The 24,825-nt window shown below is 62.8% G+C and carries 25 protein-coding genes and 2 tRNA genes; 8 read left to right on the top strand and 19 right to left on the bottom strand.

The window, feature by feature from the left end; genetic code table 11:
• Positions 1 to 197 precede the first annotated feature (197 nt).
• On the top strand, positions 198 to 470 hold the full coding sequence (locus tag NKI95_RS05565) for an HU family DNA-binding protein (protein WP_006201846.1): 273 nt from the start codon (positions 198 to 200) through the stop codon (positions 468 to 470).
• 74 nt (positions 471 to 544) lie between these two features.
• Here the strand turns inward: NKI95_RS05565 and NKI95_RS05560 are convergent, their stop codons facing one another.
• A complete protein-coding gene (locus NKI95_RS05560) occupies positions 545 to 1,567 on the bottom strand; it encodes an aldo/keto reductase (protein WP_352714765.1) in 1,023 nt (340 codons plus the stop codon).
• Between the two features lie 186 nt (positions 1,568 to 1,753).
• Here NKI95_RS05560 and hxlB point away from each other — a divergent pair, with 186 nt between their 5' ends.
• A complete protein-coding gene (hxlB, locus tag NKI95_RS05555; protein ID WP_352714763.1) occupies positions 1,754 to 2,320 on the top strand; it encodes a 6-phospho-3-hexuloisomerase in 567 nt (188 codons plus the stop codon).
• A gap of 5 nt (positions 2,321 to 2,325) precedes the next feature.
• Positions 2,326 to 3,069, top strand: coding sequence for a creatininase family protein (locus NKI95_RS05550; RefSeq protein ID WP_352714761.1), 744 nt, complete (start codon positions 2,326 to 2,328; stop codon positions 3,067 to 3,069).
• A 51-nt stretch (positions 3,070 to 3,120) separates the two neighbouring features.
• On the opposite strand, the gene NKI95_RS05545 is transcribed toward NKI95_RS05550, so the two are convergent.
• The 3 genes from NKI95_RS05545 to NKI95_RS05535 all read right to left on the bottom strand — a co-directional run bounded on the left by NKI95_RS05545 (position 3,121) and on the right by NKI95_RS05535 (position 6,966).
• Positions 3,121 to 4,038, bottom strand: a complete 918-nt coding sequence (locus NKI95_RS05545) for a carbohydrate ABC transporter permease (RefSeq protein ID WP_352449354.1) — start codon at positions 4,036 to 4,038, stop codon at positions 3,121 to 3,123.
• Between the two features lie 13 nt (positions 4,039 to 4,051).
• The gene (locus NKI95_RS05540; RefSeq protein ID WP_352715223.1) at positions 4,052 to 5,173 is read right to left on the bottom strand and encodes a carbohydrate ABC transporter permease; all 1,122 of its coding nucleotides are present in this window, start codon (positions 5,171 to 5,173) and stop codon (positions 4,052 to 4,054) included.
• Between the two features lie 128 nt (positions 5,174 to 5,301).
• Complete coding sequence (locus NKI95_RS05535) at positions 5,302 to 6,966, bottom strand: ABC transporter substrate-binding protein (RefSeq protein WP_352714760.1); 1,665 nt, start codon at positions 6,964 to 6,966, stop codon at positions 5,302 to 5,304.
• A 293-nt stretch (positions 6,967 to 7,259) separates the two neighbouring features.
• Here NKI95_RS05535 and NKI95_RS05530 point away from each other — a divergent pair, with 293 nt between their 5' ends.
• Genes NKI95_RS05530 through rbsK form a run of 3 tightly spaced genes read left to right on the top strand, consistent with a single transcriptional unit; the run spans position 7,260 to position 9,748 of the window.
• The gene (locus NKI95_RS05530; RefSeq protein WP_352714758.1) at positions 7,260 to 8,318 is read left to right on the top strand and encodes an ABC transporter ATP-binding protein; all 1,059 of its coding nucleotides are present in this window, start codon (positions 7,260 to 7,262) and stop codon (positions 8,316 to 8,318) included.
• 31 nt (positions 8,319 to 8,349) lie between these two features.
• Positions 8,350 to 8,802, top strand: coding sequence for an RbsD/FucU family protein (locus NKI95_RS05525; protein ID WP_352714756.1), 453 nt, complete (start codon positions 8,350 to 8,352; stop codon positions 8,800 to 8,802).
• Positions 8,803 to 8,806: 4 nt separating this feature from the next.
• Positions 8,807 to 9,748 (top strand): ribokinase, encoded by a 942-nt coding sequence (gene rbsK / locus NKI95_RS05520; RefSeq protein ID WP_352714754.1) that lies wholly within the window; start codon positions 8,807 to 8,809, stop codon positions 9,746 to 9,748.
• Between the two features lie 228 nt (positions 9,749 to 9,976).
• Here the strand turns inward: rbsK and NKI95_RS05515 are convergent.
• Positions 9,977 to 10,053 (bottom strand) — tRNA-Asp (locus NKI95_RS05515).
• Between the two features lie 217 nt (positions 10,054 to 10,270).
• Between NKI95_RS05515 and NKI95_RS05510 the strand changes: the two genes are divergently transcribed.
• Both NKI95_RS05510 and NKI95_RS05505 read left to right on the top strand, forming a co-directional pair.
• Positions 10,271 to 10,346, top strand: a tRNA-Val gene (locus tag NKI95_RS05510).
• Between the two features lie 816 nt (positions 10,347 to 11,162).
• Positions 11,163 to 11,486: a hypothetical protein gene (locus NKI95_RS05505; protein ID WP_352714752.1), complete on the top strand. Its 324-nt coding sequence runs from the start codon at positions 11,163 to 11,165 to the stop codon at positions 11,484 to 11,486.
• 195 nt (positions 11,487 to 11,681) lie between these two features.
• On the opposite strand, the gene NKI95_RS05500 is transcribed toward NKI95_RS05505, so the two are convergent.
• From NKI95_RS05500 to NKI95_RS05435, 14 genes are all read right to left on the bottom strand, one after another.
• A complete protein-coding gene (locus tag NKI95_RS05500; RefSeq protein ID WP_352714750.1) occupies positions 11,682 to 12,329 on the bottom strand; it encodes a GNAT family N-acetyltransferase in 648 nt (215 codons plus the stop codon).
• Positions 12,326 to 13,111 (bottom strand): SDR family oxidoreductase, encoded by a 786-nt coding sequence (locus tag NKI95_RS05495; protein ID WP_352714748.1) that lies wholly within the window; start codon positions 13,109 to 13,111, stop codon positions 12,326 to 12,328. The genes NKI95_RS05500 and NKI95_RS05495 overlap by 4 nt, the downstream gene beginning before the upstream one ends.
• Positions 13,108 to 14,103, bottom strand: coding sequence for an ABC transporter permease (locus NKI95_RS05490; protein ID WP_031193507.1), 996 nt, complete (start codon positions 14,101 to 14,103; stop codon positions 13,108 to 13,110). Before NKI95_RS05490 ends, NKI95_RS05495 begins: the two co-directional genes overlap by 4 nt.
• Before the next feature lie 164 nt (positions 14,104 to 14,267).
• Positions 14,268 to 15,308: a sugar ABC transporter substrate-binding protein gene (locus NKI95_RS05485; RefSeq protein WP_292663104.1), complete on the bottom strand. Its 1,041-nt coding sequence runs from the start codon at positions 15,306 to 15,308 to the stop codon at positions 14,268 to 14,270.
• A gap of 39 nt (positions 15,309 to 15,347) precedes the next feature.
• On the bottom strand, positions 15,348 to 16,112 hold the full coding sequence (locus tag NKI95_RS05480; protein WP_352714746.1) for an ATP-binding cassette domain-containing protein: 765 nt from the start codon (positions 16,110 to 16,112) through the stop codon (positions 15,348 to 15,350).
• Positions 16,109 to 17,275: an ROK family transcriptional regulator gene (locus NKI95_RS05475; RefSeq protein WP_352465582.1), complete on the bottom strand. Its 1,167-nt coding sequence runs from the start codon at positions 17,273 to 17,275 to the stop codon at positions 16,109 to 16,111. Before NKI95_RS05475 ends, NKI95_RS05480 begins: the two co-directional genes overlap by 4 nt.
• 119 nt (positions 17,276 to 17,394) lie before the next feature.
• Positions 17,395 to 18,150 carry an ABC transporter permease gene (locus NKI95_RS05470; RefSeq protein WP_352714744.1) on the bottom strand — a complete coding sequence of 252 codons (756 nt, stop codon included), beginning with the start codon at positions 18,148 to 18,150 and terminating at the stop codon, positions 17,395 to 17,397.
• Complete coding sequence (locus NKI95_RS05465; RefSeq protein WP_352714742.1) at positions 18,147 to 18,920, bottom strand: ABC transporter ATP-binding protein; 774 nt, start codon at positions 18,918 to 18,920, stop codon at positions 18,147 to 18,149. Before NKI95_RS05465 ends, NKI95_RS05470 begins: the two co-directional genes overlap by 4 nt.
• Positions 18,920 to 19,948: an ABC transporter substrate-binding protein gene (locus tag NKI95_RS05460; protein WP_352715220.1), complete on the bottom strand. Its 1,029-nt coding sequence runs from the start codon at positions 19,946 to 19,948 to the stop codon at positions 18,920 to 18,922. Before NKI95_RS05460 ends, NKI95_RS05465 begins: the two co-directional genes overlap by 1 nt.
• 90 nt (positions 19,949 to 20,038) lie before the next feature.
• Positions 20,039 to 20,476, bottom strand: coding sequence for a VOC family protein (locus NKI95_RS05455; RefSeq protein ID WP_023717347.1), 438 nt, complete (start codon positions 20,474 to 20,476; stop codon positions 20,039 to 20,041).
• Between the two features lie 2 nt (positions 20,477 to 20,478).
• Positions 20,479 to 21,219, bottom strand: coding sequence for a FadR/GntR family transcriptional regulator (locus tag NKI95_RS05450; RefSeq protein ID WP_352714741.1), 741 nt, complete (start codon positions 21,217 to 21,219; stop codon positions 20,479 to 20,481).
• On the bottom strand, positions 21,216 to 22,652 hold the full coding sequence (locus NKI95_RS05445; protein WP_352714740.1) for an FAD-binding oxidoreductase: 1,437 nt from the start codon (positions 22,650 to 22,652) through the stop codon (positions 21,216 to 21,218). Before NKI95_RS05445 ends, NKI95_RS05450 begins: the two co-directional genes overlap by 4 nt.
• Before the next feature lie 221 nt (positions 22,653 to 22,873).
• Positions 22,874 to 24,154 carry a M23 family metallopeptidase gene (locus NKI95_RS05440; RefSeq protein ID WP_352714739.1) on the bottom strand — a complete coding sequence of 427 codons (1,281 nt, stop codon included), beginning with the start codon at positions 24,152 to 24,154 and terminating at the stop codon, positions 22,874 to 22,876.
• A 115-nt stretch (positions 24,155 to 24,269) separates the two neighbouring features.
• Positions 24,270 to 24,737 (bottom strand): peroxiredoxin, encoded by a 468-nt coding sequence (locus NKI95_RS05435; protein ID WP_352714738.1) that lies wholly within the window; start codon positions 24,735 to 24,737, stop codon positions 24,270 to 24,272.
• Positions 24,738 to 24,825 lie beyond the last annotated feature (88 nt).

The following is a 24,825-nucleotide window of genomic DNA, read 5'->3' as shown; positions in this document are numbered from 1 at the left end:
CTCTTGCTAAAGTTGCAATGCACAAAGAGAGAGCCGGGCCTTGAGCCCGGCTTTTTCATGTGAAGAACCCCGGATTTCCGGGCTTTTTTCGACTTTCTTGACGCTTTTCGACTTGGTTGCCGGAGCGCTTCTTTCTAAAGTCCGTTTCCTGCCGGATTGAGTCGAGTGTTCCGGTTTTCTCATGGAAGGGAATTTTTATGAACAAGAACGAACTGGTATCCGCTGTCGCCGATGCCGCGAGTATTTCGAAGGGTGACGCGCAGTCGGCGGTTGATGCGGTGTTTTCCGTCATCACCGGCGAACTGAAAAAGGGCGGCGATGTCCGGCTTGTCGGCTTCGGAAATTTCACCGTGTCAAAACGCGCCGCGTCGACCGGCCGCAATCCGCAGACCGGTGCGGAAGTGAAGATCCCGGCGCGCACCGTGCCGAAGTTCTCGGCCGGCAAGGGCCTCAAGGACGCTGTCAACTAAGCGCCTCCTTAAGTCTTTCAGAGAAAAGAAAAGCCGGCATATCCGGTTTTTCTTTTCTGTTGGAAAGGGCGGCGCTATGCCGTCGGCGCGTCAGTGCGCATCAAGCCTTCGTTCTTGAGATCGGCCCACAGCGCCGATGGCAGCTTCGCGTCGAGCAGCGAGCGATTGCTTTCGACTTCGCCCGGCCGCTGGCCGCCGGGGATTACCGAGACGACGGAAGGATGCAGCAGCGGGAACTGCAGCGCCGCCTCGATCAGGCGCACGCCGTGGCGCTTGCAGACGGCCTCGATGCGGGTAACGCGGTCGATGATGTCCTGCGGCGCCTCCGAATAATTGTAGTAGGCGCCGGGCTTCGGCCCGGTTGCCAGGATGCCGGAATTGTACGGCCCGCCGAGAACGATGCCGATGCCGCGTTGCTGGCATAGCGGCAGGAAAGACTGCAGCGCTTCCTGCTCCAGCAGCGTGTAACGCCCGGCAAGCAGGAACAGATCGAAATCGCCGCGCTCGGCCAGCGTCTGGGCAACCGGCCACTCGTTGATGCCGCCGCCGAACGCCTTGATCACGCCCTGGTCGCGCAATGCCAGCAATCCGTAGTAGCCGGAGCTCATGAATTCCTGGATGCGCTGGTCCGAGGCTTCCTTGCTGCCATGGGTGAAGATGTCGACATCGTGCACGAAGAGGATGTCGATGCGGTCGACGCCGAGCCGTTCCAGCGAGGCTTCGAAGGAGCGCATGACGCCGTCATAGCTGTAATCGTAGACCTCGCGGCGCGATGGGGTGTCGAAGAATTTGCCGATGCCGGTGCGCTGTTCCGGCGGGCAGGCGCGCATGATGCGCCCGATTTTGCTGGACAGCACGTAGTCGTCGCGCTTCTTCGAACGCAGGAACGGATTGAGCCGCGTTTCGGCAAGGCCCAGCCCATAAAGCGGCGCGGTGTCGAAGTAGCGGCAGCCGACCCGCCATGCCGTCTCCAGAGTGGCATTGGCATCCTCGTCGGAGACGGCGCGGTAGAGATTGCCGAGCGGCGCGGTGCCGAAGCCGAGCTCGGTGAAGTTGATGCCGCCATTGCCGATGCGGTCGAAATGCCGTGTCTTCATATGCTGCCGTTTCCTCGTTTTTGCGATTTGCCATGACACTATCACGGCTGCGGCGCATCAAAAGCACTGCGTGTCGTTGGACACCGATTTTCGCGGTGATAGCATGAGTGAAAACAAGCCGTTCGGGGCAGATGTGACTGAGATATTCAAGTGGTTCTCCGGCACCTGCAAGCTGGTGCAAATGTCATGACGGACGCCGGCGAAAACCTGTTTGGGATTGCGCTGAACGAACTTGGCACCGTGCTGGAGCGCATCGACGAAAGCCGCATCGACGCGGCTTGCGCCAGCTTGGCCGGCGCTAAAAAGATCGTCACCTATGGCTGCGGCCGCGAGGCGCTGCAGGTCAAGGGTTTTACCATGCGGCTCTATCATCTCGGCTTGCCGGTGTCGGTCGTCGGCGACATGACCACGCCGCCGCTGGGCGCGGGCGATGTCTTCCTCGCCAGCTCCGGCCCGGGCGAGACCTCGACCGTGCTGACCTTGATGCGGGTCGCGCGCGAGGCCGGTGCCGCCGTCCTGCTGCTCACCGCGCAAGCCGACAGCACTGCCGCAAAGCTGGCCGACGTCACACTGCTTATTCCTGCTCAGACCATGGCCGACGACCAGGGCCCGGAAAAGACATCCGTCCTGCCGATGGGCTCGGTTTTCGAAGGCGCGCTGTTCGTCCTCTTCGAAGTGATGGTGCTGAAGCTCAGGGATCTGACCGGCGTCTCGCCGGAAGCGATGCGCGCTCGCCACACCAATATGGAGTAGGTGTCATGCGCTACGAATTGATGCTGCCGCACCAGATCCGCAAGGCGATCGCCGAGAACCGGCCGGTCGTGTTGCCGCTCGGTGTGCTCGAATATCATGGCGAGCACATGGCCGTCGGCATGGACACGCTGGCGGTGGTCAAGAGCCTGGAACTGTTTGAAAAAGAAGCCGACATCGTCATGCTGCCGCCCTTCTATTACGGCGCGGCGAGCTATACGGTTGCAGCGCCGGAAGGCAGCGGCTCGGTGCAGGTCGGCGGCAATGTGCTGGCGCCATTTGCGGAAGAACTGTTCTACAGCCTGCTGCGCATTGGCTTCCGCAACATCCATGCCATCATTCACCACCAGACCGAAAATTTTGCCGCCGGCATGCCAACCGATCTCGCCTTCAAGGCCGCCGGCCGGCAGGCGATCTTCCGCTTCCTGGAGAAAGAACGCGGCGAAGGCTGGTGGGGCTCTGCGGCGATGGCCGACTATTATGCCGAGCACGCCGAGGGCATCAATTTCTTCAACTGGGTGCAGGTGCATCCGCTGATGCCGGCCTCAATGCACAGCCAGTATCCGTTCGACCATGCCGGCATCGGCGAGACGTCACTGATGCTGGCGTTGTGCCCGGAAGCGGTGGATGCCGGCCGCTTCGCCGACAACACCGGCTGGTACACGGCAAGTGCGCCCGAAGCCTCGGCGGAATTGGGGCAAAAAGGGGTTGCCATGATCCTCGAGCATTTGCGGGCAACACTTTCGGGTTAGCGCGGTTTTCCCTTCTCCCACAAACAAGGGGAGAAGGGAGAGCTGGCGCAGTTATTTCACCGCGCCCGCTGTCATGCCCATGATCAGGTAGCGCTCGAGCGCGATGCCGATGACGGCGAGCGGTGTGATGGCGGCGGTGGCAAGCGCTGCCATCGACCACCAGTTGATGCCTTGTGAGCCGGTCTGGCTCGCCACCATGACAGGAATGGTCTTGGCATCGGTCGAGGTCAGGAGCGCGGCGAAGAAATACTCGTTCCAGCACAGCACCATCGCCAGGATGAAGGCCGCGACCATGCCGGGCAGCGCGATCGGCATGACGATGCGCAAGAAGGCGCCCCAGATCGATAGGCCGTCGACGAGTGCTGCCTCCTCCAACTCCACCGGGATGGAGTTGAACTGGTCGCGCATGATCCAGATGACGATCGGCAGCACCATCAGCGTGTAGAGCAGGATCAGCCCGACGCGTGTGTCGAGCAGGCCGACTTCCCGGTAGAGCACGAGGAACGGCAGGGCCAGCACCACCGGCGGCAGGATCAGCTGCGACAGGAAGAAGAAGGAGATGTCCTCGTTCCTGAACCAGGCGAATTTGTAGCGGTAGCGGGTCAGCCCGTAGGCGGCGAGGCTGCCGATGACGATGGCGAGGGTCGACGCGCCGACCGAGGTGATGACCGAATTCATGAAGCGCTTGATGAATTCGTCGCGCACCGTCGACGTCCGAAAGATCGAGTCCGGCGACAGGCCGAGCGAACGCCAGCCTTTCCAATCGGGCTGGAAATCGACGAACGGGATCAGATGGCCCTGGGTGACGTCGACCGCGGTCTTGAACGAGGTGGTTATCGTCCAATAAATCGGGAACAGGCAGATGAAAGCCCAGAAGATGAGGGCGCCGTAGATGAAGACGCGGTTGGCGACGAAGCTCGCCGGCGAGCGGATTTCGGAGGCGGCATAGTCGGTGGTTTGAACGCTCATCTTGCCGGCCCGATCAGTTGACGTTGCGCACGAAGCGGGTGGCGAATTTCAGCAGCCAGGTCACGAACACGATGATGATGATCAAATAGGCCATCGCCAGCATCGTGCCGTAGCCGACGTTCGAGCGGTCGCGATATTCGCGGTAGATGAAACTGGACACCGAATCGGTCGCGCCGCCCGGGCCGCCGGAGGTGACGGTGATGATGATGTCGGCAAGCTTCAGCTTGAAGATGATGCGCAGGATGACCGCCGTCACCGACACCGGCAGCATCAGCGGGAAGGTGACTTGCCAGAAAGTCTGCCAGGCGGTGGCGCCATCGACACGCGCCGCCTCGAGCACCTCGCGCGACATCGCCTGCAGGCCGGCGAGCAGCATGATCATCATGAACGGGATGAAAGTCCAGGCATCGAGCACCATGATCGAGATGCGGGCGGTGATCGGGTTGGAGAAGAAGGCCGGGTTTTCCCAGCCGAGATGCCGCGCCAGCGTCGCGGCGGGCCCGAAGCGGTATTCCATCAGCGACTTGCCGATCATCCACGAAACCGCGACCGGCGACAGCATCAGGGGCATGAGAAACACGACGCGGAAGAATTTTCGTGCCCTAATCTGCGCGTTGAGCAGCAGCGCCAGGCCGAAGGCGATGACATATTCGACGAACACCGCCAGCACGTAGAGCACCATATTGAACAGCGCGTTGCGATAATAGGCGTCGTTCAGCATCTGCCAGAAATTGTCGAGCCCGTTGAACTGCCTTCCGCTGAAGGAACTGAGGTTCCAGTCGGTCAGCGCGATGTAGAAGCCGAACAGCGTCGGGAAGATCACCATGGCAATGGTGAACAGCAGCGCCGGCAGCAGGAACAGCGCGCGCTGGCCGTCCTCGCCGCGCGTCAGCACCTGGCCGATGCCAAGCGCGACACCCCACAGCACATAGGCGTAGACCACCGGCCGCCAAGTCTCGAAGCCGATAGCGTCGACATCGCTCTTGTAAAGGATCTGCAGCGCAATCACCGCCAGAAGGCCGAGCGTTGCAGCAGCCATCAGCGCCCAGCCAAGCCGTTTGCGGCTCCGCGGTATCAGGTCGGATGGCACGGCGCCTGCCGGCCATTCACTTGTCGACAAAGTCTGGTCAGCCAGGGTCCGGTCAGCCACGCGTCTTGCCCGTTCACAGGAGGCTCGATGACCGGCCGAGCCGGTCGAGGCCAAGTCGGTCACGGGGAGGTCCGGCGGCTGTGCGCCGCCGGACCAAGTTTCACGATCTCAGCCTACATGCCGAGCGAGGCCTTGTAGAGCTTGATCTGGTTGTCGCGGCCGATCTGGTCGGTCAGCTTCTCCCAGGCGGCTGCGATGGCGTCGGCGCCTTCCTGCGCCTTCATCTTGCCGGCAAAGGTGTTGGCCAAAATGTCCTCGGCGGCGCTGTAGTATTGGAAGATGCCGGGGATGCGCGGCTCGATCGCCGCGTTGGGATGGTTGTAGCTGTCGGCTTCCGACTTCAGATACGAGGTGATGAACGCCTCGTCGTAGCCCGCCGCCACCCATTCCGGAATGTTGAAATGCGAGTTGCGATAGGGCTGGAAACCCGACGGATAGGCCGCGCACCAGAGCGACAGGTCCTTGCCGCCGAGATGGGCAGCGGCAGACCATGCCGCCTTCTTCTTCTTTTCGTCGCTGTCGACGCGGGCCATGACATAGACGCCCCAGCCGAGATAGGCGCAGTTCGGCGCATGGTTCGGACCGCTGGCGAGCTTGTCCCACTGGCCGGTCTTGGAGTTGTAGACATCGTCCGAGCCCGGCAGGATCGAGAAGCCGGTGATGTCGCCGACCACCGAGGAATCGTTGGTCTTGACGTTCGAACCGACGTCGCCCCACCAGGTGACCATCGAACCGGTGCCTGCCAGGAATTGCTGGAAGGCGGTGGTGTTCGGGTCGGCGTTGATCTGGTCGGCAGGTTCGGAGGGCAGGGCATCGATGACGTCCTGGATCGCCCGCACCCATGCCGGATTGTTGACACGCGGCTTCATCGTGTCGGCATCGAACAGCCAGGCCTTGTCATCGGGATGCTTGGCGTAGGCGCTGGCGCGGCTGCCGAGGAAATAAAAGCCGAAACCGCCCCAGGGCTTGGGCGCATCGAGATAGCCAAAGACATCCTGGCCCTTCACCTGCTTGCCCTTGAGGAATTTCGTCACCGCCTGCACCTGCTGCCAGGTCTTCGGCACGCCCCATTCGCCTTCTCCGCCGCCGTCCTTCCAGGCCTTGGCGAGGTCGGCATCGGCGAACACGTCGGTGCGGTAGTTGAAATTATGTGCGTCGCCGTCAACGGTCACGCGATATTGCTTGCCGTCCCATGTGCCCACCGGCGGCTGCAGATAGGCCACGACATCCTTCATGTCGATCTGGTCCTTGACCCAGTCCGGCATCTCGGAGGTGAGACCCTTGCCGCAGACGTCGCCTTCGAACGGTGCTCCCATTTCGATGATGTCGAAATCGACGGTGCCGGTCGCAATCGACTGCTGCAGGCGGGCGTTGTAGTCAGCCTGCGCCAGGTCGATCCAGTTGATCTTGGCGCCGGTATAGGTCTCCCACGGCTTCAGGAAACCGCGAAACAGCACATTGTGCAGGTTCTGATTGTTGAGGCCCATGAAGGTGAGTTCGACACCGGCGAATTCGCCTTCCTTGACATTGGCCTTGGTGGCTCCCAGGCAAAGCTCGCCGACCTGCTGGAAGTCGGCATCGGTCGGCTGACCCTTGCCGACGCCCGGGATCTGCAGGATCTGCGCGCGCAGATCGTCGGCGGCCGCAGCCGGGCGCGACAGGGCACCAAGTCCGGCGCTTGAGGCCGTGGCGAGGGCGGCCATGCTGGCCGCTCCCTTCAGCACGTCGCGGCGGGTGGCCCCGGCGCGGACAAGTTGGTTATAAAGGCTGACTTTCATCTCGTTCCTCCCAGAAGGTCAATTGTGAATTGGTTCAGATGGTGGAGCGCCGATTATGTTCCCAACGACAGCGACTCCCGTAAATAGCGGCCCGAATTCTCCCTCCCGCGACGCTTGGCATTCAGTACCGGACAAGCGTACCGGTGCGCCCGGAACAGGGTCATAAGCCGGGCAATTGTCACTATTCGCACAACGAAGTGCGGTGTCAACGTGAATGGGTTTTTTATCTATAAGAGACTGACTTGCCCTCGCCGTTTGCGTTGTTTAGCTTCACGGCAACTGAAGGGGGAATAATGGCTCAAGTCGCGATCCGCAATGTTGCCAAGGCGTTCGGAACCGTCAAGGTTCTGCACGATGTCAGCGTCGACATCGCCGACGGGCAGTTCGTGGTGCTGGTCGGGCCTTCCGGCTGCGGCAAGTCCACGCTGCTGAGGATGGTGGCTGGGCTGGAAACCGTCTCCGGCGGCACCATTGCCATCGGCGAGCGCGTCGTCAACCATCTGCCGCCGGCCAAGCGCGACATCGCCATGGTGTTCCAGAACTACGCGCTCTATCCGCACAAGACGGTCGAGCAGAACATGGCCTTTGCTCTCAAGCTGCGCAAAACCGACCCGGCGGTGGTCACTGAGCGGGTCAAGCGCGCCGCCGACATCCTCGACCTCAACCCCTACCTCAAGCGCTATCCGCGCCAGCTCTCCGGCGGCCAGCGCCAGCGCGTCGCCATGGGCCGCGCCATCGTGCGTAACCCGCAGGTGTTCCTGTTCGACGAGCCGCTCTCCAATCTCGATGCCAAGCTGCGTGTCCAGATGCGCACCGAGATCAAGGAACTGCACCAGCGGCTGAAGACCACCACCATCTACGTCACCCACGACCAGATCGAGGCCATGACCATGGCCGACAAGATCGTGGTGATGCGCGACGGTCGCATCGAACAGGTCGGCGCGCCGCTGGAATTGTTCGACCGGCCGGCCAACCTGTTTGTCGCCGGCTTCATCGGCTCGCCCTCGATGAACCTGCTCAAGGGCGTCGTGCGCAAGGGCGACAAGCCCGTCGTCGAGATCGCCGGGACGCGGTTCCCGATTGCGGCGAACAGTGCCGTGGAAGATGGCCGCAATGTCGTCTACGGCGTGCGGCCCGAGCATCTCGAAATCCATCCCGATGGTGTTCCGGCGAAGATTTCGGTGGTCGAGCCGACCGGTTCCGAGACTTTGGTGTTCCTGCGCTTCGGCGAGGGCGAGATGGTGGCGCTGTTCCGTGAACGCCACGACTTCAAGCCGGGCGACACACTGCACCTGAAACCGCGGCTCGACCAGGTGCATCTCTTCGACGCAGAGACCGGCAAGCGTCTCTGATTTCGCCCCAGCAAACTTCGCGAGGAATACCATGCTCAAAGGAATCAATCCCCTGCTCAATGCCGATGTGCTGCAGGCGCTGCGGGCGATGGGCCACGGCGACGATCTGATTATCGCCGACACCAATTTCCCGTCCGATTCGGTGGCGCGCCAGACTGTGCTTGGGCGGCTGCTGCGCATCGATGCATCGGCGGCCGACGTGGTCAAGGCGGTGCTTTCGCTCTATCCGCTGGACACCTTCGTCGATGACGCGGCCGCGCGCATGGAGATCGTCGGCAAGCCGGACGACATTCCCGCCGTGCAGCAGGAAGTGCAAAAAGAGATCGATGCCGCCGAGGGCAAGGCCTGGCCGATGATCTCGGTCGAGCGCTACGCCTTCTACGAACGCGCCAAGAAGGCCTATTGCGTCATCCAGACCGGCGAGCGCCGCTTCTATGGCTGTTTTGGCTTCCGAAAGGGTATCGTGCCGCCGGATGCGGAGTAGCGGCATGCCGGCGAAACCGATCGTCACGAAGCCGGTTGTCATATTAGGCGTCTTCGTCGCCGACACCGCCTACCGCGCCGCCCGCCAGCCGCGCATGGGCGAGACGATCCTGGGCACGTCCTTTACGCTCGGCCCTGGCGGCAAGGGCTCGAACCAGGCAGTGGCGGCCGGCCGGCTCGGCGCCGACGTCACCTTCCTGACCCGGCTCGGCGTCGACCCTTTCGCTGACATGGCGAGGCAGACTTGGGCGCATGCAGGCGTAAAGAGCGCCGTCATCGACACGCCGGAAAGCTACACCGGTGCCGCCTACATCTTCATCGAGGAGACGAGCGGCAACAACGCCATCATCGTCAGCCCCGGTGCGGCGATGCTGATCTCGCCCGTCGATATCGAGGCAAATGCCGGCCTGATCCGCGCGGCCGGCGTCTTCGTCACCCAGCTCGAACAGCCGATCGAGGCGGCGCTGCGGGCGCTGGAGATCGCGCGCGGGGCAGGGGTGACCACCATCCTCAACCCGGCGCCGGCGGCTAAGCTTCCGGACCGTATCTACACGCTTTGCGACTATGTCACGCCGAACGAGACTGAGGCCGAGGAACTGACCGGCATAAAGGTGTCCTCCATCGACGATGCCCGCCGTGCTGCCGACAGCCTGCTGGAGAAAGGCGTTGGCGCGGTCATCGTGACGCTCGGCGAAAAGGGTGCGCTGCTGCATGCGGCCGATCGTTCCGAGCATGTCGCGGCGGTCGCCGCCGGCCCGGTCATCGAGACCACCGGCGCGGGCGACGCCTTCAATGGCGGCCTGGCTGCCGCGCTGTCGAGAGGGATGGAACCCTTGCAGGCGGTGCGCTTCGCCTGCGCCGTCGCCGGCATCTCGGTGACGCGTCCAGGCACCGCCCCGTCCATGCCGACGCTGCCGGAAGTCGAGGCGCTGCTGGCGAGGGGGTGAGCCCGTCGCTGCGGGATGAGACTGTAAGCGGCAGCGAATGGGTTAGACTCGGCGCCTGTCCGAGAGATTATCGTCTTCAGGCTGGACCACAACAGGCTGGCAGGTCGATGGATAAGGATCGATGCCATTCGAAGCAATGAACCTGGACTGGGTCACGAAAGAAGATGGTTTTGACAAATCAACGTCGACATTTCTCCGACATCAAGGGGACGTGACCCCAAGGAGAAATGGCGCGAGTGACGGGGCTCGAACCCGCGACCTCCGGCGTGACAGGCCGGCACTCTAACCAACTGAGCTACACCCGCGCATGGACGAGCACGTGTCAGCCGTGTTCGTCGTTGGGGCGGTGGATAAGGGGTAAGCCACCGGGTGTCAAGCGGACCCGGACAGCATAACAGCAAACAGCAGAAGGTTTTTTGACAAGCAGAACTTTGTTGCCGAAACCGGCTCCCGGCCAAGCCGCTGGCCGCTCATTTGGCCTTGCGAAGCCGGTCCTAACTGCTTAAAGGTCCGGCCCGGAGCGGGCGATTAGCTCAGTTGGTAGAGCGCTTCGTTTACACCGAAGATGTCGGCGGTTCGAGCCCGTCATCGCCCACCATTTTCCGCCACGTGTTTCAACCAGGCATGTTCGTGCCACGTCAGGCTCATACGCCTGCACTGCAGGCGACTCGTCCAACTGGCGATTGGTAGACGCAACCATCTGGTATCCTTTATCATTTCGCCAATCTGCATGCACCGGGCTACACTCCATCGCCCCAAAGCTGACCCGTCCGGCGCAATCTCTGATCGCCCGGCCGCATCGAAAAGACGCGGCAGGCTTCTTTGGTTGCCCGGATACAGAGTCAATGCCGGGCGTTGACCCTTCGCGATAATGTCGGCACGGCCTGGAGGTCGGACGTGAAAGAATTCCCTCGGGAGCCCGATAACATCCCAGTAGCACATGCTCGTCAGACCACTGAACACGGAACCGCGCTGATTGAGGAACTTCGCTACACGATCGCCCTTATCGCGCCGGCTGATCGAGGCGTCACATTCACTGCTGAAGAGGTCGCAGAGCCAAGGCAGGCGTGTCGAGGGTGATGGTATCGAGATTGGCTAACACGCACGTGGTTTGTCGACGCTAAGGTCCCCCGTAGTGCACATGGACCCTCGATACTGAGTTGTCCGCAGGCAAGCACCAGCCTCAACACAACCAATGGTTTCGTTGTCGTTACCGTATCTCCGCTCGCAAATGCTTCACGGTTCGGGTGACGCGGATGAGTCTACTAGGACTTTAGTCTGATTCAAACGGTCTTTCTGTTGGGACTTAAGTCTGGTCTGATGCCTCGCTATGCGGCAAACGATTGCCGAAAGTTAAAACTTACAGTAATTTAAGGGAGCACAAAAGAAAGCTAAATCTTACTTGCATATGGGCATGGGCGGAAGCGAAAATATTCCTGGGTGGCTTACGAGTCATCTTCCGAATGATCCTGTGATCGCAGGAGATCTCGCGGATAAGATATCGAAGGAGGCTGAAAAAAACCGGCTTCCAGGCGAACGGGTTGTGACAACCCGTAACGAAGAAGAAATCTTCAAGAAAGAAAAAGTTGAACCTTATCCCGACGCCACGGTTGCGGGAGTCTTTGCCAGCGGTTCATTCCTTGCGCTGTTGGTGTTAGCCATTTATCTGCTTTATGTGCTCTCGATTGTGGCCGGGGGAACGGTTACGGATGTTCCCCTTCCGCTCCCGCTGGACTAGTAGACGCTCCGCTAACACTCGAATTAGCCCGCACCGTGTTGATGCTGCGGACTTTTTTGGTGGTGGAACACGTGGTCCCGACGAAGGTTTCGTTCCCGCGGCAAAGGTGTTCACGCGGGGCAGCTGGCTGCTGCAGAACGGCAGCATCGTAGTTCTATAAGCCTCCCGGTAACCTGAGCGATTGCTTGCCGCAGCTCAGCCTGCAATCGCCGGAGCATGAGCAAGCCGTTTCGCCACATAAACACAACGCTTCGGCACCTGCACCACCTCAAATCCGATCGCCTTGTAGAACCTTACCGCATCATCGTTCTCCGGCATGACTTCGAGGTGGATGCCGGTCGAGCCTCTCGCGGCAAGGCGCTGCTCGAGGAAGGCCATCGCGCGCCTGCCGATGCCTTTCCCGCGCGCTTGCGGCAACAGGTCGATGTGGCCGTGCGACGGGTAGGCCGCCAGTGCAGGCGGGACAGCGAAAGCGGGATGATGGATCCTGTGCCGCGCCCAATCGCTGCCGCGCCAGTGTGAGCTGTCGGATCCCGGGTCGGCGACACGTCGCTGCAGGTCGGGATACCAGTCTGATGCCAGGCTGGCATTGAAAGCGGCTGTTTCGACTGCACCAAGCAGATAGCCGGCCGCACCTGCGGGACTATCGACAATGAAGGCCAGCTCGGGTTCGAGGACCTGATAGGGAATGGTGTAGAGGAGGCCGAGCAGGTCCGGGTCGTCCTCGCGGCCGCTGGCGTCCTTGCCGGCATCGCCGGTCTTGAGACAGATCATCGCAAGCGCTGCATGATCGGCGGCGGTCGCCCGGCGCAGGAAGAAACCGCCGCCGAAATCGAGGATCATGGCGGCAGCAGCCGGAAATCCTTGCCCTCGGGCAAAAGCTGCCCGCCGTCGACGATGATGGTCGTGCCGGTGATGTAGCTGGCGTCATCCGAGGCCAGGAACAGGAAGGCGTTGGCCACGTCGCGCGGGCTGCCGAGGCGGCCGAGCGGGATGGCGTCTTCCATGTTCTTGATGAAGGCCGCACCGCGATGCTGCTCTATGCCTTCGGTGAGGATGTTGCCGGGCTCGACGCCGTTGACTGTAATGCCGTAGCCCGAAAATTCGAGCGCAGCCGAACGGATCAGCCCGTTGATGCCGGCCTTGGTCGCAGAATAATGGCCGTGGCCGGGGCTGGTGACATGCGGGCCGGTGATCGAGGAGGTGAACAGCATGCGGCCAAAGTGCTGCGCCTTCATCGGCACCAGTGCGGCGCGCGCGGCGATGAAGCTGCCGCGCAAGTTCACTGCCATGACCCGGTCCCAGTCGTCGGGACTGGTGTTTTCCAGCAATTGCCAGGGATAGATGCCGGCATTCTGCACCATGATGTCGAGCCGGCCGTGACGGTCGAGGGCCAGCGCCACGGCGGCTTCCGCATCGGCCATCTGCGAAATGTCGGTGCGAATGAAGTGGGCGCCGACCTCATCTGCCGTTGCTTGTCCGGCTTCGGTCTCGGTATCGGCCAGCACCACCTTTGCGTCTTCCTCGGCAAAGCGCTGCGCGATCGCCTTTCCAATGCCGCGGGCGGCGCCGATGACCAGCGCCACCTTGCCAAAAAGTCTCCCGGTTTGCGGTAGGCTGCTCATGCGAGCCTCTGGCGGATTGTTTGCTTGAACGCGTCGAGCAGCACGGCGGCGAGCACCAGCAGGCCGTGGATCACCTGGGTGAAGTTGGCCGGCAGGCCCATCAGATTGATCGCCGTGTTGATGGCGGAGAGCAGCAGCACGCCGGCATAGACGCCGGGTAAGGTGCCGACGCCGCCTTTCAGGCTGACGCCGCCGATGACGACCGCGGCGAAGGCATTGAACAACAGGCCGACGCCGAGATTGGCGGTTGCGCCGGAGGTGCGGATCGCCAGCAGCCAGCCGGCAAGGCCGGCGATGGCGCCGGCGAGAACGAAGGCTATGACAAGGTTGCGGTTGACGCGGATGCCGGCGCGAAAGGTCGCCGTCTCGTTGCCGCCGATCATGACCAGGTGCCTGCCGAAGGGCGTCTTGGCCATGATCAGCGAGAACACCACGAAACACGCAATGGCGATCCAGGCAGTCAGCGGCAGGCCGCCCAGGCGCTGGATGCCGAACCAGCGGATCGCCGGCGCAAGGTCCTGCGCCGAGCGGCCGCCGGAGATGACCAGCACCAGGCCGCGCACCCAGATGTAGGAGGCCAGTGTGATGATGAAGGCGCTCATCTTCACCCTGACCACCAGATAGCCGTTGAAGGCGCCGATGAGGCCGCCGACGGCAAGCGCGATGAGCAGCGAAACCGGAACCATCAGCCATTGCGGCTGCAACTGGATGCCAAGGCCGATGCCCGACGAGCAGAACAGGATGCCGACCGCCATGGCGCTGAGCGCCGCCACCGATTCGACCGACAGGTCCATATGGCCGGCGATGATGACCAGCGCCAAGCCGATCGACATCACGCCGAGCACGCTCGACGCCTCGATGATGTTGGCGAAGATGCCGAGCTGAAAATAGTTCGGGATGAGGATGGAAAAGACCACCAGCACGAAGACCAGCATGAACCAGACGAGATTGTCGAGGATGAACTCGAGGGTTTGGCGCGTGCGGGGGTTCATCTGCGGATCCGGTTGGCGCATGGCCCCGAAAAAACCACTCGGTCTTCGGACTATCAGGCGCGGTTGAAAATTGCTGCAACGTTCCCGTGCGCGTCCGTTTGAACGCGCCGGGGCTGCAGGGCTGGGCTCCGGGCCGGCATGGCCCGGAGCTTCCGGCGAGTTCGCTATTCGACCGGCTTTATGGTTTCGGTCGGCGGCTTCATGTTGCCCCAGAAGGCCGGGTTATCGACATTTTCCTTGGTGATCGCAGCGCCGGGGATCTTGATGTTCGGCCCCCACGCTTCCTTGGTCAGGGTCGATTTCAGGCCAAGCACGTCGTATTCGCCGGGCTTGATCTCCTGCTTGTTGACCACCTTGTCCATGAACATGGCGACCGCCGCGGCCTGGGCGTAGAGCGGCTGCTCGACTTCGACATTGAGCCAGCCCTTGCGGATCAGGTCGAGGCCGACCGGAGCGCCGTTCGAGCTCATCAGCATGACGTCGCCCGGTTTCTTGCCGGCGGCCTCGAGCGAGGCGACGGCGGCGACCGAAAGATGCGCGGCATGGCTGAAGATCAGATCGATGTCGGGGTTGGCGAGCAGCTGGTCGTTCACGATGGTCCCGGCTGCATCCGCTGCCCATTGCATGGCCGGCAGCGAGATGATCTTGACGTCCGGGAACGCCTTCATTTTCTCCTCGAAACCCTTCTGGATGTCGAGCGTATAGGGATCGCCCGGATCGCCGAGCACCTGCAGGATCTTGCCCTTCACCGAGCCGTTCTTCGCGGTCAGGAGTTTTTGCGCCTGATCGGCGGCGACGTAGCCGATCTCGACGGTTCCGGCCACCGAGGTGAAGTCGGACGGGGTCGAGGTGATCTGGCGGTCGAACTCGACGACCGGGATGCCGGCGGCACGGGCCGCCTCGATCGACGGTTTCAGCGCATTGAAATCGACGGCGGCAAGGATGATGGCCGCCGGCTTCAGCGCGATGACGTCGTTCATCTGCGATTGCTGCGCGTCGGTCTTGTTGTCGGCGTTCAGCGTCTTCATCTCGTAGCCGACCTGCTTCAGGAACAATTCCAGCGCGCTCACCGAGCCGGTCTGGAACTCATCGAGCAATGTCGGCACCATGTAGTAGACGGTGCCCTTGGACTGGGCGAATGCCGGCGTGAGCGTGGCAAAGGCCAGTGCCAGGATACCGAAGACGGAAAGAAGTATTTTCTTCATGTCGTTCGCTCCTCTTGCGCCGGACCCCTCATTTGTCCCTCAGCTCGCCGGTCCGGCACCGGCGAGCGTCTCTCCGGTGATCATGTTGATCACCGCGTCGGGACTTGTTTTGTTGCGTGCGACATCGCCAGCCACGACGCCTTGCCGGATCACCACGATCCGGTCGGCGACCTGGAAGGCCTGCTGCATGATATGGGTGATGATGACGACGCCGATGCCCTGGCTCGCCACCTGGCGGATCATGTCGAGGCCGCGCCGCGTTTGCTCGACACCGAGCGCCGCGAACGGCTCGTCGAGAAGCACTAGCTTGCCGCCAAAATGCACGAACCGGTTAAGCTCGATGGCCTGCCGCTGGCCGCCGGAAAGATGCTCGACATTGGTGCGAAGCGAGGGAATGCGGGTGCCGGCGCTGGCCAGCGCCTTTTGCACCACCTGCTCCATGGCGCGCTCGTCGAGCACCGGAATGCCGAGAACCTTCCTGGTGATCTCGCGGCCCATGAAGAAATTGGCGACCACGTCGACATTGGTGCAAAGCGACAGGTCCTGGTAGACCGTCTCGATCCCCGCAGCCTTGGCCTCGGCGGGAGATTTGGCGAGGAATTCCTTGCCCTCGAACAGCATGCGGCCGGAGGTCGGCTCCAGGCCGCCGGCAATGATCTTGACCAGCGTCGATTTGCCGGCGCCGTTGTCACCCAGAAGCGCCACCACTTCGCCCTTGCCGATCGAAAAGCTGATGCCTTTCAGCGCTTCGATGGCGCCGTAATTCTTGGCTACGCTATCGAGCACCAGCAGCGGTTCGCTCATGCTGCGATCCCCTTGTTATGCAGGAGATCTCGCCCGCGTTCGCGTTCGGCGGTGAAGATCTGGCCGAAGCGTGGCGACAGCACTCCTGAGACGGCAAGCGCGGCGGCGCCGCGCAAGACCGCATGCTGGCCGCCGCGCGCGACGCTGACGCGGGGCGTCGTGCGGTCGCTTCGCGCCGAGACCGAATTGGGCAGGTGCGCAGCCGCGCCGGCAAGCCTTTCGAGCAGGTCGGTGGACGCCAGCCCGCCGAGGATGATGGTTTCGGGATCGAACAGGTTTTCGATGATGGTGACGGCGTTGCGGAAGATCGGCGCGATCTCGCTCACCCAGTCGGCGTCGGCGATGTTGCGGCGCCGCAGCGCCTCGAGCGAGAGATACCGTTCGAGGCAGCCGCGATTGCCGCACGGACAGGGCTCGCCGCCCGGCACCGCGGGAATGTGGCCGATTTCACCGGCGTTTCCCCAGGCGCCGCGCAATGCGGCCCCGTCATGCACCATGACGCCGCCGAGCCCAACGCCGAAATAGAGGTAGTAATATTCGGAATATGCCGTGCCGAGGCCGTAGAGGCGCTCGCCGATAGCAGCCGCCGCCATGTCGGTTTCGAAAAAGGCCGGCAGCCCGGTCGAGGCGGCCAGTCGTTCGCGCAGCGCCACATCTTTCCAGCCGGTCATGGTGGTCGGCCCGACAAAGCTCATGGACTCCACGCCGAACGGTCCGGGCAGCGCCATGCCGATGCCAAGAACGCGACCACCGGGCCGCAATGCGGTCAATTCGAGCACCATAGCGCCGATCAGCTCGAAAGCGTGGTCGGGCGTTGCATTTGGGGCTTCGCGGTAGGTGCTCTCGATGACGTCGCCGCTCAGGTTGATCAGGGCGGCATTGATGCCCAGCGGGGTGACATGGATGCCGACCGCATAGCCGCCTTCCGGATTGATGCGCAGCGTTGCCGGCGGCAGGCCGCGGCCCTTGGGCTCTTCGCGCAGCGACAGCACGTAACCGTGTTCTTCCAACTCGCGAACGATGGTCGACACCGTCTGCACCGTGAGCCCGACCCGCCTGGCAATGTCGCCACGGGCGATCGGGCCATGAAGGCGGATCGATTCGAGCACGATGCGCCGGTTATACGGCCGCCCGAACTCCTGATTGGTTCCCCGCAGTGCCATGCCTTGCGCCCTCGAGAGAAGCCAGACTGGCACCGAAGATTTATTCAGTCAAATGGAATTCAAAAATAAATTACAGCCCGCGCACAGCGAACCTGGCGGATGGCCGCTCGACGGCATGATCAATAGCGGATGGCACGTCGCTCCAGCAGAACCACGATAGAGAACATCGCGATCGACAAGGACGACGACAGCACGATCGCCGCATAGAGCCGGTCCGACTGATAGTTGAAGGTCGCCTGGATGATGAGCGCGCCGAGGCCCTTATCCGACCCGATCCACTCGCCGACAATGGCGCCGATCACGGCCGTGGCCGAAGCAATTCTCAGCGAGGAGAACAGCATCGGCAATGCTCTCGGCAGGCGCAGGCTCCAGAAGATCTCCCAGCGCGTAGCCGATAGCACCCGGAACAGTTCGTGCTCGTTGTCGCTGGCCGAGTCCAGCCCGCGGATCATGTTGACCAGCGTCGGGAAGAAGCAGATCACCGCAGCGATCACGATCTTCGGCGTCATGCCGAGCCCGAAGATCAGGATGATGATCGGCGACAGCGCCAGGATGGGAATGGTGTTGAAGAACAGCACGATCGGAAAATAGGCGGCCTGCAGGATGCGGTTGTGCACGAACAGCACCGCCAGCAGCACACCGGCAAGATTGCCGATGACAAATCCCGCCAGCGCCTCGATCAGCGTCGGCCAGAGATTGCTGAGCAGCAAAGCAAGACTCTTCCGGAACACGCCTGATATGGCCGCCGGCGTCGGTACGATATAGGCCGGCACGCCGAGCCATGGCAGCAGGAACTGCCAGGCGAGCAGGATCGAAGCCGCGCCAAAAACGGGCAGGGCGACGGCCAGCGCCGATGGCAAGGGCGCCTGCCTCATGAGGCCTGTTCCAGCGCGCCGCGCAGTTCGGCCATCGCGGCAACGATCGCCGGATCCTCGCGCGAACAGCGGTTGCCCGCCTGCTTGAACGGCAGCATGTCCAGGTCCCTGGCCAGGCGGCCCGGATTGGCGGCGAGAACGATGACCCGTTCTCCGAGATAGGCGGCTTCGGCGATCGAATGAGTAACGAAAAGAATGGTCGTGCCGGTGCGCCGCCACAACGACAAAAGCTCGTCGTTGAGGCGGTCGCGGGTGATCTCGTCCAGCGCGCCGAAAGGCTCGTCCATCAAAAGCAGCCTGGGTTGCCCGAGCAGCGCCCGGGCGATCGCCACGCGCTGGCGCTGGCCGCCGGACAATTGGTGCGGCAGACGCTCACCGAACCCGGCTAGCCCCATCAGATCAAGCAGCTCGTCGGTTCGGTCGTCGATTGTCCGGGTCAGGCGTCCCTGTCCGATATCGAGCGGCAGGCGGACGTTGTCGCGCACGGTGCGCCAGGGCAGCAGGGTCGAGTCCTGGAAGACGAAACCGACGTCGCGCCGCGAACGGACCGCATGCGGTGTGTCGCCAAGCACGCTGATCGAGCCGCCGAGCGGATCGAGCAGGTCCGCGACTACCCGGAGCAGGGTCGACTTGCCGCATCCCGAAGGCCCAAGGATCGACAGGAAGGAGCCGACCTCGACCGACAGGTCGAGACCGGAGAGCACTTTCACCATCGGCTGCCGGCCGCCATAGCCGACATCCAGCCTGCGGGCTTCGATCGCGTTCGCCATCAAGCGGCGGGCGCGTCGAGCTTGGGTCGGTCGGCGGCCGACAATTCGAGTATCTTGGTGGTGTAGACATCGGCTGCCGCGGGCCGGCCGTTCGGGTATTGGCCGACCTTGTCCAGCAGTGCCAGCTGCTCCTCGATCGAGGCGGGATCGAAGGTTCCCCATCCGTCCTTGGCGGTTGCACCGTCGAAGGAAAGTTTCAGCACCAGATTGATCGTCTTCTGCTCCCAGCCGAGGTCCATTTCCGGATAGGCCTCGACCATCTTCTTGACTGCTTCCTGCGGATTGGCGTGCACCCAGCCCCAGCCCTTGGCGACGGCGCCGATGAATTTCGCCAGCGTTTCCGCATCCTGTTCGATCGCCGTGTCGGTAGCGAAATAGACGTCGGCATAGGAGTTCAGCCCGAGATCGCGCACCAGAAGATCGATCCTGTCGTCGCCGACGACGCTCAGTGCCTGGGTGTTGGTGATCCATCCGCCAATCGCGTCGACGTCGCCGCGCATCAGCGGTGCCTTGTCGAAGCCGACATTGACGACGGTGACCTCGGACGGATCAATGCCGTTCTTGGCCAGGATCTCATCGATGACGAAGCGCGCCGTCGGCTGGATGCCGATCTTCTTTCCCTTGAGATCGGCCACGCCGCGGATCGGCTTGGCAGGCTTCGAGGTGAAGGCATAGGGACCGGTGCGGAAACCGCAGGCGATGATCTTCACCGGCACGCCGCTGGCACGCGCCGCGTAGAGCTGCGGTGTTTCGGAAAACTGGCCGAGTTGTGCGGCGCCCGAAATCACCGGCGGCACCGTCGCCGCATTGGGGCCGCCGGGGCTGAATTCCACCTCGAGGCCCACGTCCTTGAAATAGCCGTTGGCGACGGCGGCGATGTCGCCGATCTGTCCGTTGGACATCAACCAATCATACTGGATGACGACCTTTCCGGCAGCCCTGGCGCCGGGCGTCAGCACGAGCTGCATTCCGGCCGAAGCTGCCGCGACGGCGGCGAAGCCGGCTTTCACGAAGCTGCGGCGGTTCATGTCGTAGTCTCTGTTCCCACTCATTTTTCGCTCCTGTTGCAAGACGTTCTCGTCTCTTCATTGCGCGCCGTTCCCGTGGCGCGGCGTCGTCTACGGCTGTTCGTCGTGGTAGTCGCCGGGGCCGCCGTCGAGCCAGGCGTATAGTTCCCAAAGCGTGTCGTCGGGATCGGTGAAATAGGCGCAGCGCGCATTCCAGACATAATCCTCCGGCGGGCCGTAGAAGGGCACGCCCTTGGCTGCCAGTTCGCCATGGAGCCGGTCGATCTCGCCGGGCGCGTCTAGCCTGACCGCCACGCAGACCTTGTGCGCCTGGCGCGGCGACCTCAATTTCGAGACGCCGGTGTGCCGGTTGATGTGGTCGATCTCCCACGCCGCCAGTGTGACGCCCTCGCCATGGAAGTCGGCAAAGCCCTCGGCGCGACGCCGCAGGCGAAAGCCGAGTTTCTCGACGTAAAATTCAACCGTCCGCTCGATGTTTTCGACGAGCAGGCAGACGTCTGAAATCGCATATGCGCCTCCGACCGGCATGGCTATCTCCCTGTGCTGTGCGCGGCGCGCGATGCCGGCAGCTTGACGCCGACGCGGTCGGCGGCGCCGATGATGTGGGCGCGCATCGCCGCCTCGGCGGCCGTGGGATCGCCCGCGACCAGCGCCTCGTAGATGCGCACATGCTCCCCGACATTGACTTCGACCAGGTCGTGCAGCGGATTGGTGAGACGCGCGTAGTGGATCGAGCGGCGGATCTGCTCGCAAACGAAAGAGATAAAGGTGTGGATGTAATTGTTGCCGGTTGCCCGCGCGATTTCGCGATGGAACAAAAGATCGGCGTCGATGCTACCCTCTTGCCAGCGCTCCTCGCCGCTCATCCGGTCGAGCGCCGCCTTGATCGCATCGAGGTGCTCCTGCCCACGCCGCTCGGCGGCGAGCGCGGCTGACTCGGCTTCCAGTATGCAACGCAGCTCAAACAGCCGCTCCATATTCCCGGTCGCTTTCAGCGCCTCGCCATCGATGCGGATCGACGCGCGCTGCTCCGGCGCCAGCACGAAGGCGCCGACGCCTTGCCGGGCTTCGATCATGCCATCGGCCCTGAGTTGAGCGATCGCCTCGCGCACCACGTTGCGGCTGACGCCGAATTTTTCCGAGAGCTGCTGCTCGGTTGGCAGCCGCGTGCCCGGATTGAGCTCGCCGGATTCGATCTCGCGGCTGAGGAATGCGGCGACGCGATGCGGCAGCGCCTCCACCGTGCCGATAGCGGCCAGTCTTTGCTTCATGGAAAGGTCTCCGTCGGTGGCAGCAGGCAGCCGGGATTCATCGATCCCTGAGGGTCGATCGTCGTTTTGAGGGCCGTGATGAGCCGGCGATGGGCAGGCGCCAGGCCGGCCCAGAAAGTGCGATGGCGGGTGCGGCCGATACCGTGCTCGGCACTGATCGAGCCGCCAAGCGCGCCGACGATCTGGTAGAGTCCGGCGGTGATCTCCGCGCCTTGGGCACGAGCTTCACCCTCGGCGAGCCCAGGTGGTGGCAGGACGTTGAAATGGATGTTGCCGTCGCCGGCATGGCCATAGGCCTGCGGCAGCCAACCGGGATGTTCCAGCGCCACGAATTGGCGGGCCTGATCGATGAGGGCAGGGATGTCCGATATCCTGACCGCAAGGTCGGTGCGCACATGGTAGCCGCGCTTTGCCTGGCCCTCGACCAAGCCCTCCCGGATGGCCCAGAACGCCCTGGCCTGCGCGATGCTTTCAGCAAGCACGGCCTCAGCAACCAGACCGCTCTCAATGGCGCCGGCCACGAAATCGACCAGCATGGAGCGCAGATCGACCGCAGCACTTGCGGAGAGTTCCATCACCACGTGGACGGGAGCTTCGACCGGCGAAACGACGTCTGCGTCGATCAAGCGCGCGAGGTCGATGCACTCCGAACCAATGATCTCGAAGGCAGAAATCAGATCGGATGAGGCCCGGCGAGCCTGCCTGAACAGGGTGATGGCCGCTTCGAACGAGGCGAGACCGAGATAGGCGGTCTCGACCCGGCTCGGTTTCGGAAACAGCTTGAGCTCGACGCCGGTGATGATGCCGAGCGTTCCTTCGCTGCCGATGAAGAGCTGCTTCAGGTCGTAGCCGCGATTGTCCTTGCGCAGGCCGGAAAAGCCGCTCCACAACTCGCCATCGGGCAGGACGACTTCGAGGCCGAGGATGAGATCGCGCGCCATGCCATAGCGCAGCACGTTGGTGCCGCCGGCATTGCTGGCCGCATTGCCGCCAATCTGGCAGCTTCCCTGTGCGCCGAGCGCCAGCGGAAACAGGCAATCCTGTGCCTCTGCCGCGTCCTTGATGCGCTGCAGGATGCAGCCGGCGTCGGCCTGCAGGATGAAATTGTCAGCGTCGACGAGACGGATGCCGTTCAACCGCTCCAGACTGACGACCACCGCGCCACGGCTGTAGATGTCGATCGCGCCCGCCACCAGCCCTGTGTTCCCGCCCTGCGGGATGATTCCGAGCCCAAGCGTACCGCAGAGCCGCACCACGGCCTGGACTTCGCTGACGGAAGCAGGCTTCAGCACCGCAAGGGCTCCGCCGCGATGATCCCCGGACCAGTCCAAGAGGTATTTCGCCATGCCGGCAGCGTCGGCAGCCACGCCGCTTTGTCCGACGGCGCCCTCCAGGGCATTCAGAATTTCAGGCGGGATACCATGAACGGTCATTACAAGCCTGTTGGGCCAAGGCATAGGCTTATACATATCATCCTACAACTATGCCGGAGTCAACGCTGTGGGCACAAGCCTCAAGGGCTGGAGCCGAATGTTTGCTCGGGAGAATGGAGCGAAGGGCGATCGCCCGAGGATACTTATGCGAGGCGCCTTGGTCTGGCTGCGCAGGCCCGATGCCGCTCAATTGCTGGGTCGTCTGAGGTGCAGCCCGGCTCCTAGAGGTACTGCGCGACCTTCTTGCCGACGGTCAGAAACCGTAGCGGGTCTATGGCCTCGCCGTTGTGGCGGACCTCGTAGTGCAGGTGCGGGCCGGTCGAGCGGCCGCTGTTGCCGGTCTTGCCGATGATGTCTCCGGCATCGAGCTTCTGGCCGACGGCGACGTCGATTTCGCTGAGATGCCCATAACGCGTTACAAAACCGTTGCCGTGGTCGACCTCGATCATGCGGCCGTAGCCGCCGTTCCAGCCGGCCTTGACGACCACGCCGGCTGCCGTGACCTTGGCCGGCATACCGACCGGCGCCCTGAAATCCATGCCGGAATGCAAGGCGGCCGTGCCGAGGATGGGGTCGGTGCGCACGCCGAACGGGCTGGTGACGCTATGGCCGGGGGCGGGGTTGGCGAGCGGCAGCCGGCGCGCTTCCTTTTTAAGATGATCCAGCGCGTCAAGCGCTTCGTCCAACTCCTTGACTTTGCTGTCGAAGACCAACGAGCTGTCGAGCGGTATCAGCGGGCCGCCGACGTCGCTCTTTTCGAATTCGCTATCGACGGGCAGGCCGGCGGCCTCGAGCGCCTGCGAGATCGCGTCGGCGCTCTTGTAGGCATTGTCGGCAAGTGTGGCGATGCGCGTGAGCTGCTGGCTCTCGATGGCCTTCAGCGAGTTGTTGATCGAAACGAAGAGCTTGTCTGCCCGGTCGGCCGCACTTTCGGTCGGCAGCGGATCGGCGCGGGTCGACCACAGCGAGAACGGCCTCGTGTCGTTGCTGGCAGGGGGGGCAGCAAGGCTGGCGACGGAATAGGCCATCGGCTGGATGCTGCCGATCGCGTCGGCGTGTTCGTCCGGCTTTGCCGTCGGCACGGGCGGCGTTGCGACCTCATTTTCGGCTCGTTCGAGGATCGGGCCGAGGCGGCCGTGACGCAGGCTGAGCTGGCTCTGCCGTTCCAGCAGCTCGCTGACCTTGGTTTCCATCAGTTGCTGATCGAGAAGCTGGCGGCTGGTGATACGGTCGACCTGGCTGCGCAGTGCCGAGATGCGGTCTTCGTAGGCCTGCTGCATACGCGCCTGCCGCGCCGTCGTGGCGCCGATCAGATCGTCGCGCAGCACCAGATAAGAGGTCGCCAGCAGGTAGCCAATGACGACCGCCGCCAGCGCCGAGCCGCAAAATGCAGCCAGCCACGGGCGTATGGTGAAATGCCTTATCTGGTCGCCCCGGGCGATGATGACCGTGTGGGGCTCTTTGCGTCTGCCGAAGACCGCTGACTGACTGGCTACGTTCACGGGACCAAGCTTTCGTTACGACACCAACGACGAGCCTGATTACACATTATTAGGGTTAACAAAGTTTTGTCTTCGCGCAAAACGGGTATCGAATTGCAGCGGCCTGCCGCAGCTCTCAAATTGCGCGAACCGCCTCCAGCACGTCTTCGGCGTGCCCCTTGACGCGGACGTTGCGCCAGATCCTGGCGATGCGTCCGTCCCGGCCAATCAGGAACGTCGCCCGCTCGACGCCCATATAGGTGCGGCCGTAGAGCTTCTTTTCCACCCACAAATGGTAAGCCTCGATCACCTTGCGCTCTTCGTCGGCGACAAGGTCGATGCTCAGATCGTATTTCGCCTTGAATTTGTCGTGTTTCTTGACGCTGTCCGGCGACAGCCCGATGACGACGGCGCCGGCCTTTTCGAACTCCGGCTTCAACTGCGAAAAACCGATCGCCTCGTTGGTGCAGCTTGTGGTGTCGTCCTGTGGGTAGAAATAGAGTACGATGGACTTTCCCAGCAGTGCGGCGAGATTGAGTGAACCGCCGCCGTCGCGCGGAAGATCGAATTGCGGCGCAACATCGCCCACGTCGAGGTCAGCCATACCGATGCCCTTGTTTGAGGTTACGCGCCAGGCTGCATCGATATAATGTCGAGCGGGGATTCGTCCACGATCGAATTCGTTTCAACGG

Source organism: Mesorhizobium sp. M0306, assembly GCF_040321655.1.
In the GTDB taxonomy this organism is placed as follows: Bacteria; Pseudomonadota; Alphaproteobacteria; order Rhizobiales; family Rhizobiaceae; genus Mesorhizobium.
This window is presented reverse-complemented; position numbering and strand designations above follow the sequence as displayed.

What these genes read in the sequence shown, in the direction of transcription:
- NKI95_RS05455 (WP_023717347.1), bottom strand. Translation starts at nt 20,476, where the DNA reads ATGCCGGTCGGAGGCGCATATGCGATTTCAGACGTCTGCCTGCTCGTC.
- NKI95_RS05560 (WP_352714765.1), bottom strand. Translation starts at nt 1,567, where the DNA reads ATGAAGACACGGCATTTCGACCGCATCGGCAATGGCGGCATCAACTTC.
- NKI95_RS05505 (WP_352714752.1), top strand. Translation starts at nt 11,163, where the DNA reads ATGGGCGGAAGCGAAAATATTCCTGGGTGGCTTACGAGTCATCTTCCG.
- NKI95_RS05450 (WP_352714741.1), bottom strand. Translation starts at nt 21,219, where the DNA reads ATGAAGCAAAGACTGGCCGCTATCGGCACGGTGGAGGCGCTGCCGCAT.
- NKI95_RS05460 (WP_352715220.1), bottom strand. Translation starts at nt 19,948, where the DNA reads ATGAACCGCCGCAGCTTCGTGAAAGCCGGCTTCGCCGCCGTCGCGGCA.
- NKI95_RS05550 (WP_352714761.1), top strand. Translation starts at nt 2,326, where the DNA reads ATGCGCTACGAATTGATGCTGCCGCACCAGATCCGCAAGGCGATCGCC.
- NKI95_RS05565 (WP_006201846.1), top strand. Translation starts at nt 198, where the DNA reads ATGAACAAGAACGAACTGGTATCCGCTGTCGCCGATGCCGCGAGTATT.
- NKI95_RS05530 (WP_352714758.1), top strand. Translation starts at nt 7,260, where the DNA reads ATGGCTCAAGTCGCGATCCGCAATGTTGCCAAGGCGTTCGGAACCGTC.
- NKI95_RS05500 (WP_352714750.1), bottom strand. Translation starts at nt 12,329, where the DNA reads ATGATCCTCGATTTCGGCGGCGGTTTCTTCCTGCGCCGGGCGACCGCC.
- NKI95_RS05495 (WP_352714748.1), bottom strand. Translation starts at nt 13,111, where the DNA reads ATGAGCAGCCTACCGCAAACCGGGAGACTTTTTGGCAAGGTGGCGCTG.
- NKI95_RS05535 (WP_352714760.1), bottom strand. Translation starts at nt 6,966, where the DNA reads ATGAAAGTCAGCCTTTATAACCAACTTGTCCGCGCCGGGGCCACCCGC.
- NKI95_RS05485 (WP_292663104.1), bottom strand. Translation starts at nt 15,308, where the DNA reads ATGAAGAAAATACTTCTTTCCGTCTTCGGTATCCTGGCACTGGCCTTT.
- NKI95_RS05525 (WP_352714756.1), top strand. Translation starts at nt 8,350, where the DNA reads ATGCTCAAAGGAATCAATCCCCTGCTCAATGCCGATGTGCTGCAGGCG.
- rbsK (WP_352714754.1), top strand. Translation starts at nt 8,807, where the DNA reads ATGCCGGCGAAACCGATCGTCACGAAGCCGGTTGTCATATTAGGCGTC.
- NKI95_RS05480 (WP_352714746.1), bottom strand. Translation starts at nt 16,112, where the DNA reads ATGAGCGAACCGCTGCTGGTGCTCGATAGCGTAGCCAAGAATTACGGC.
- NKI95_RS05545 (WP_352449354.1), bottom strand. Translation starts at nt 4,038, where the DNA reads ATGAGCGTTCAAACCACCGACTATGCCGCCTCCGAAATCCGCTCGCCG.
- NKI95_RS05470 (WP_352714744.1), bottom strand. Translation starts at nt 18,150, where the DNA reads ATGAGGCAGGCGCCCTTGCCATCGGCGCTGGCCGTCGCCCTGCCCGTT.
- NKI95_RS05465 (WP_352714742.1), bottom strand. Translation starts at nt 18,920, where the DNA reads ATGGCGAACGCGATCGAAGCCCGCAGGCTGGATGTCGGCTATGGCGGC.
- hxlB (WP_352714763.1), top strand. Translation starts at nt 1,754, where the DNA reads ATGACGGACGCCGGCGAAAACCTGTTTGGGATTGCGCTGAACGAACTT.
- NKI95_RS05475 (WP_352465582.1), bottom strand. Translation starts at nt 17,275, where the DNA reads ATGGCACTGCGGGGAACCAATCAGGAGTTCGGGCGGCCGTATAACCGG.
- NKI95_RS05490 (WP_031193507.1), bottom strand. Translation starts at nt 14,103, where the DNA reads ATGAACCCCCGCACGCGCCAAACCCTCGAGTTCATCCTCGACAATCTC.
- NKI95_RS05435 (WP_352714738.1), bottom strand. Translation starts at nt 24,737, where the DNA reads ATGGCTGACCTCGACGTGGGCGATGTTGCGCCGCAATTCGATCTTCCG.
- NKI95_RS05445 (WP_352714740.1), bottom strand. Translation starts at nt 22,652, where the DNA reads ATGACCGTTCATGGTATCCCGCCTGAAATTCTGAATGCCCTGGAGGGC.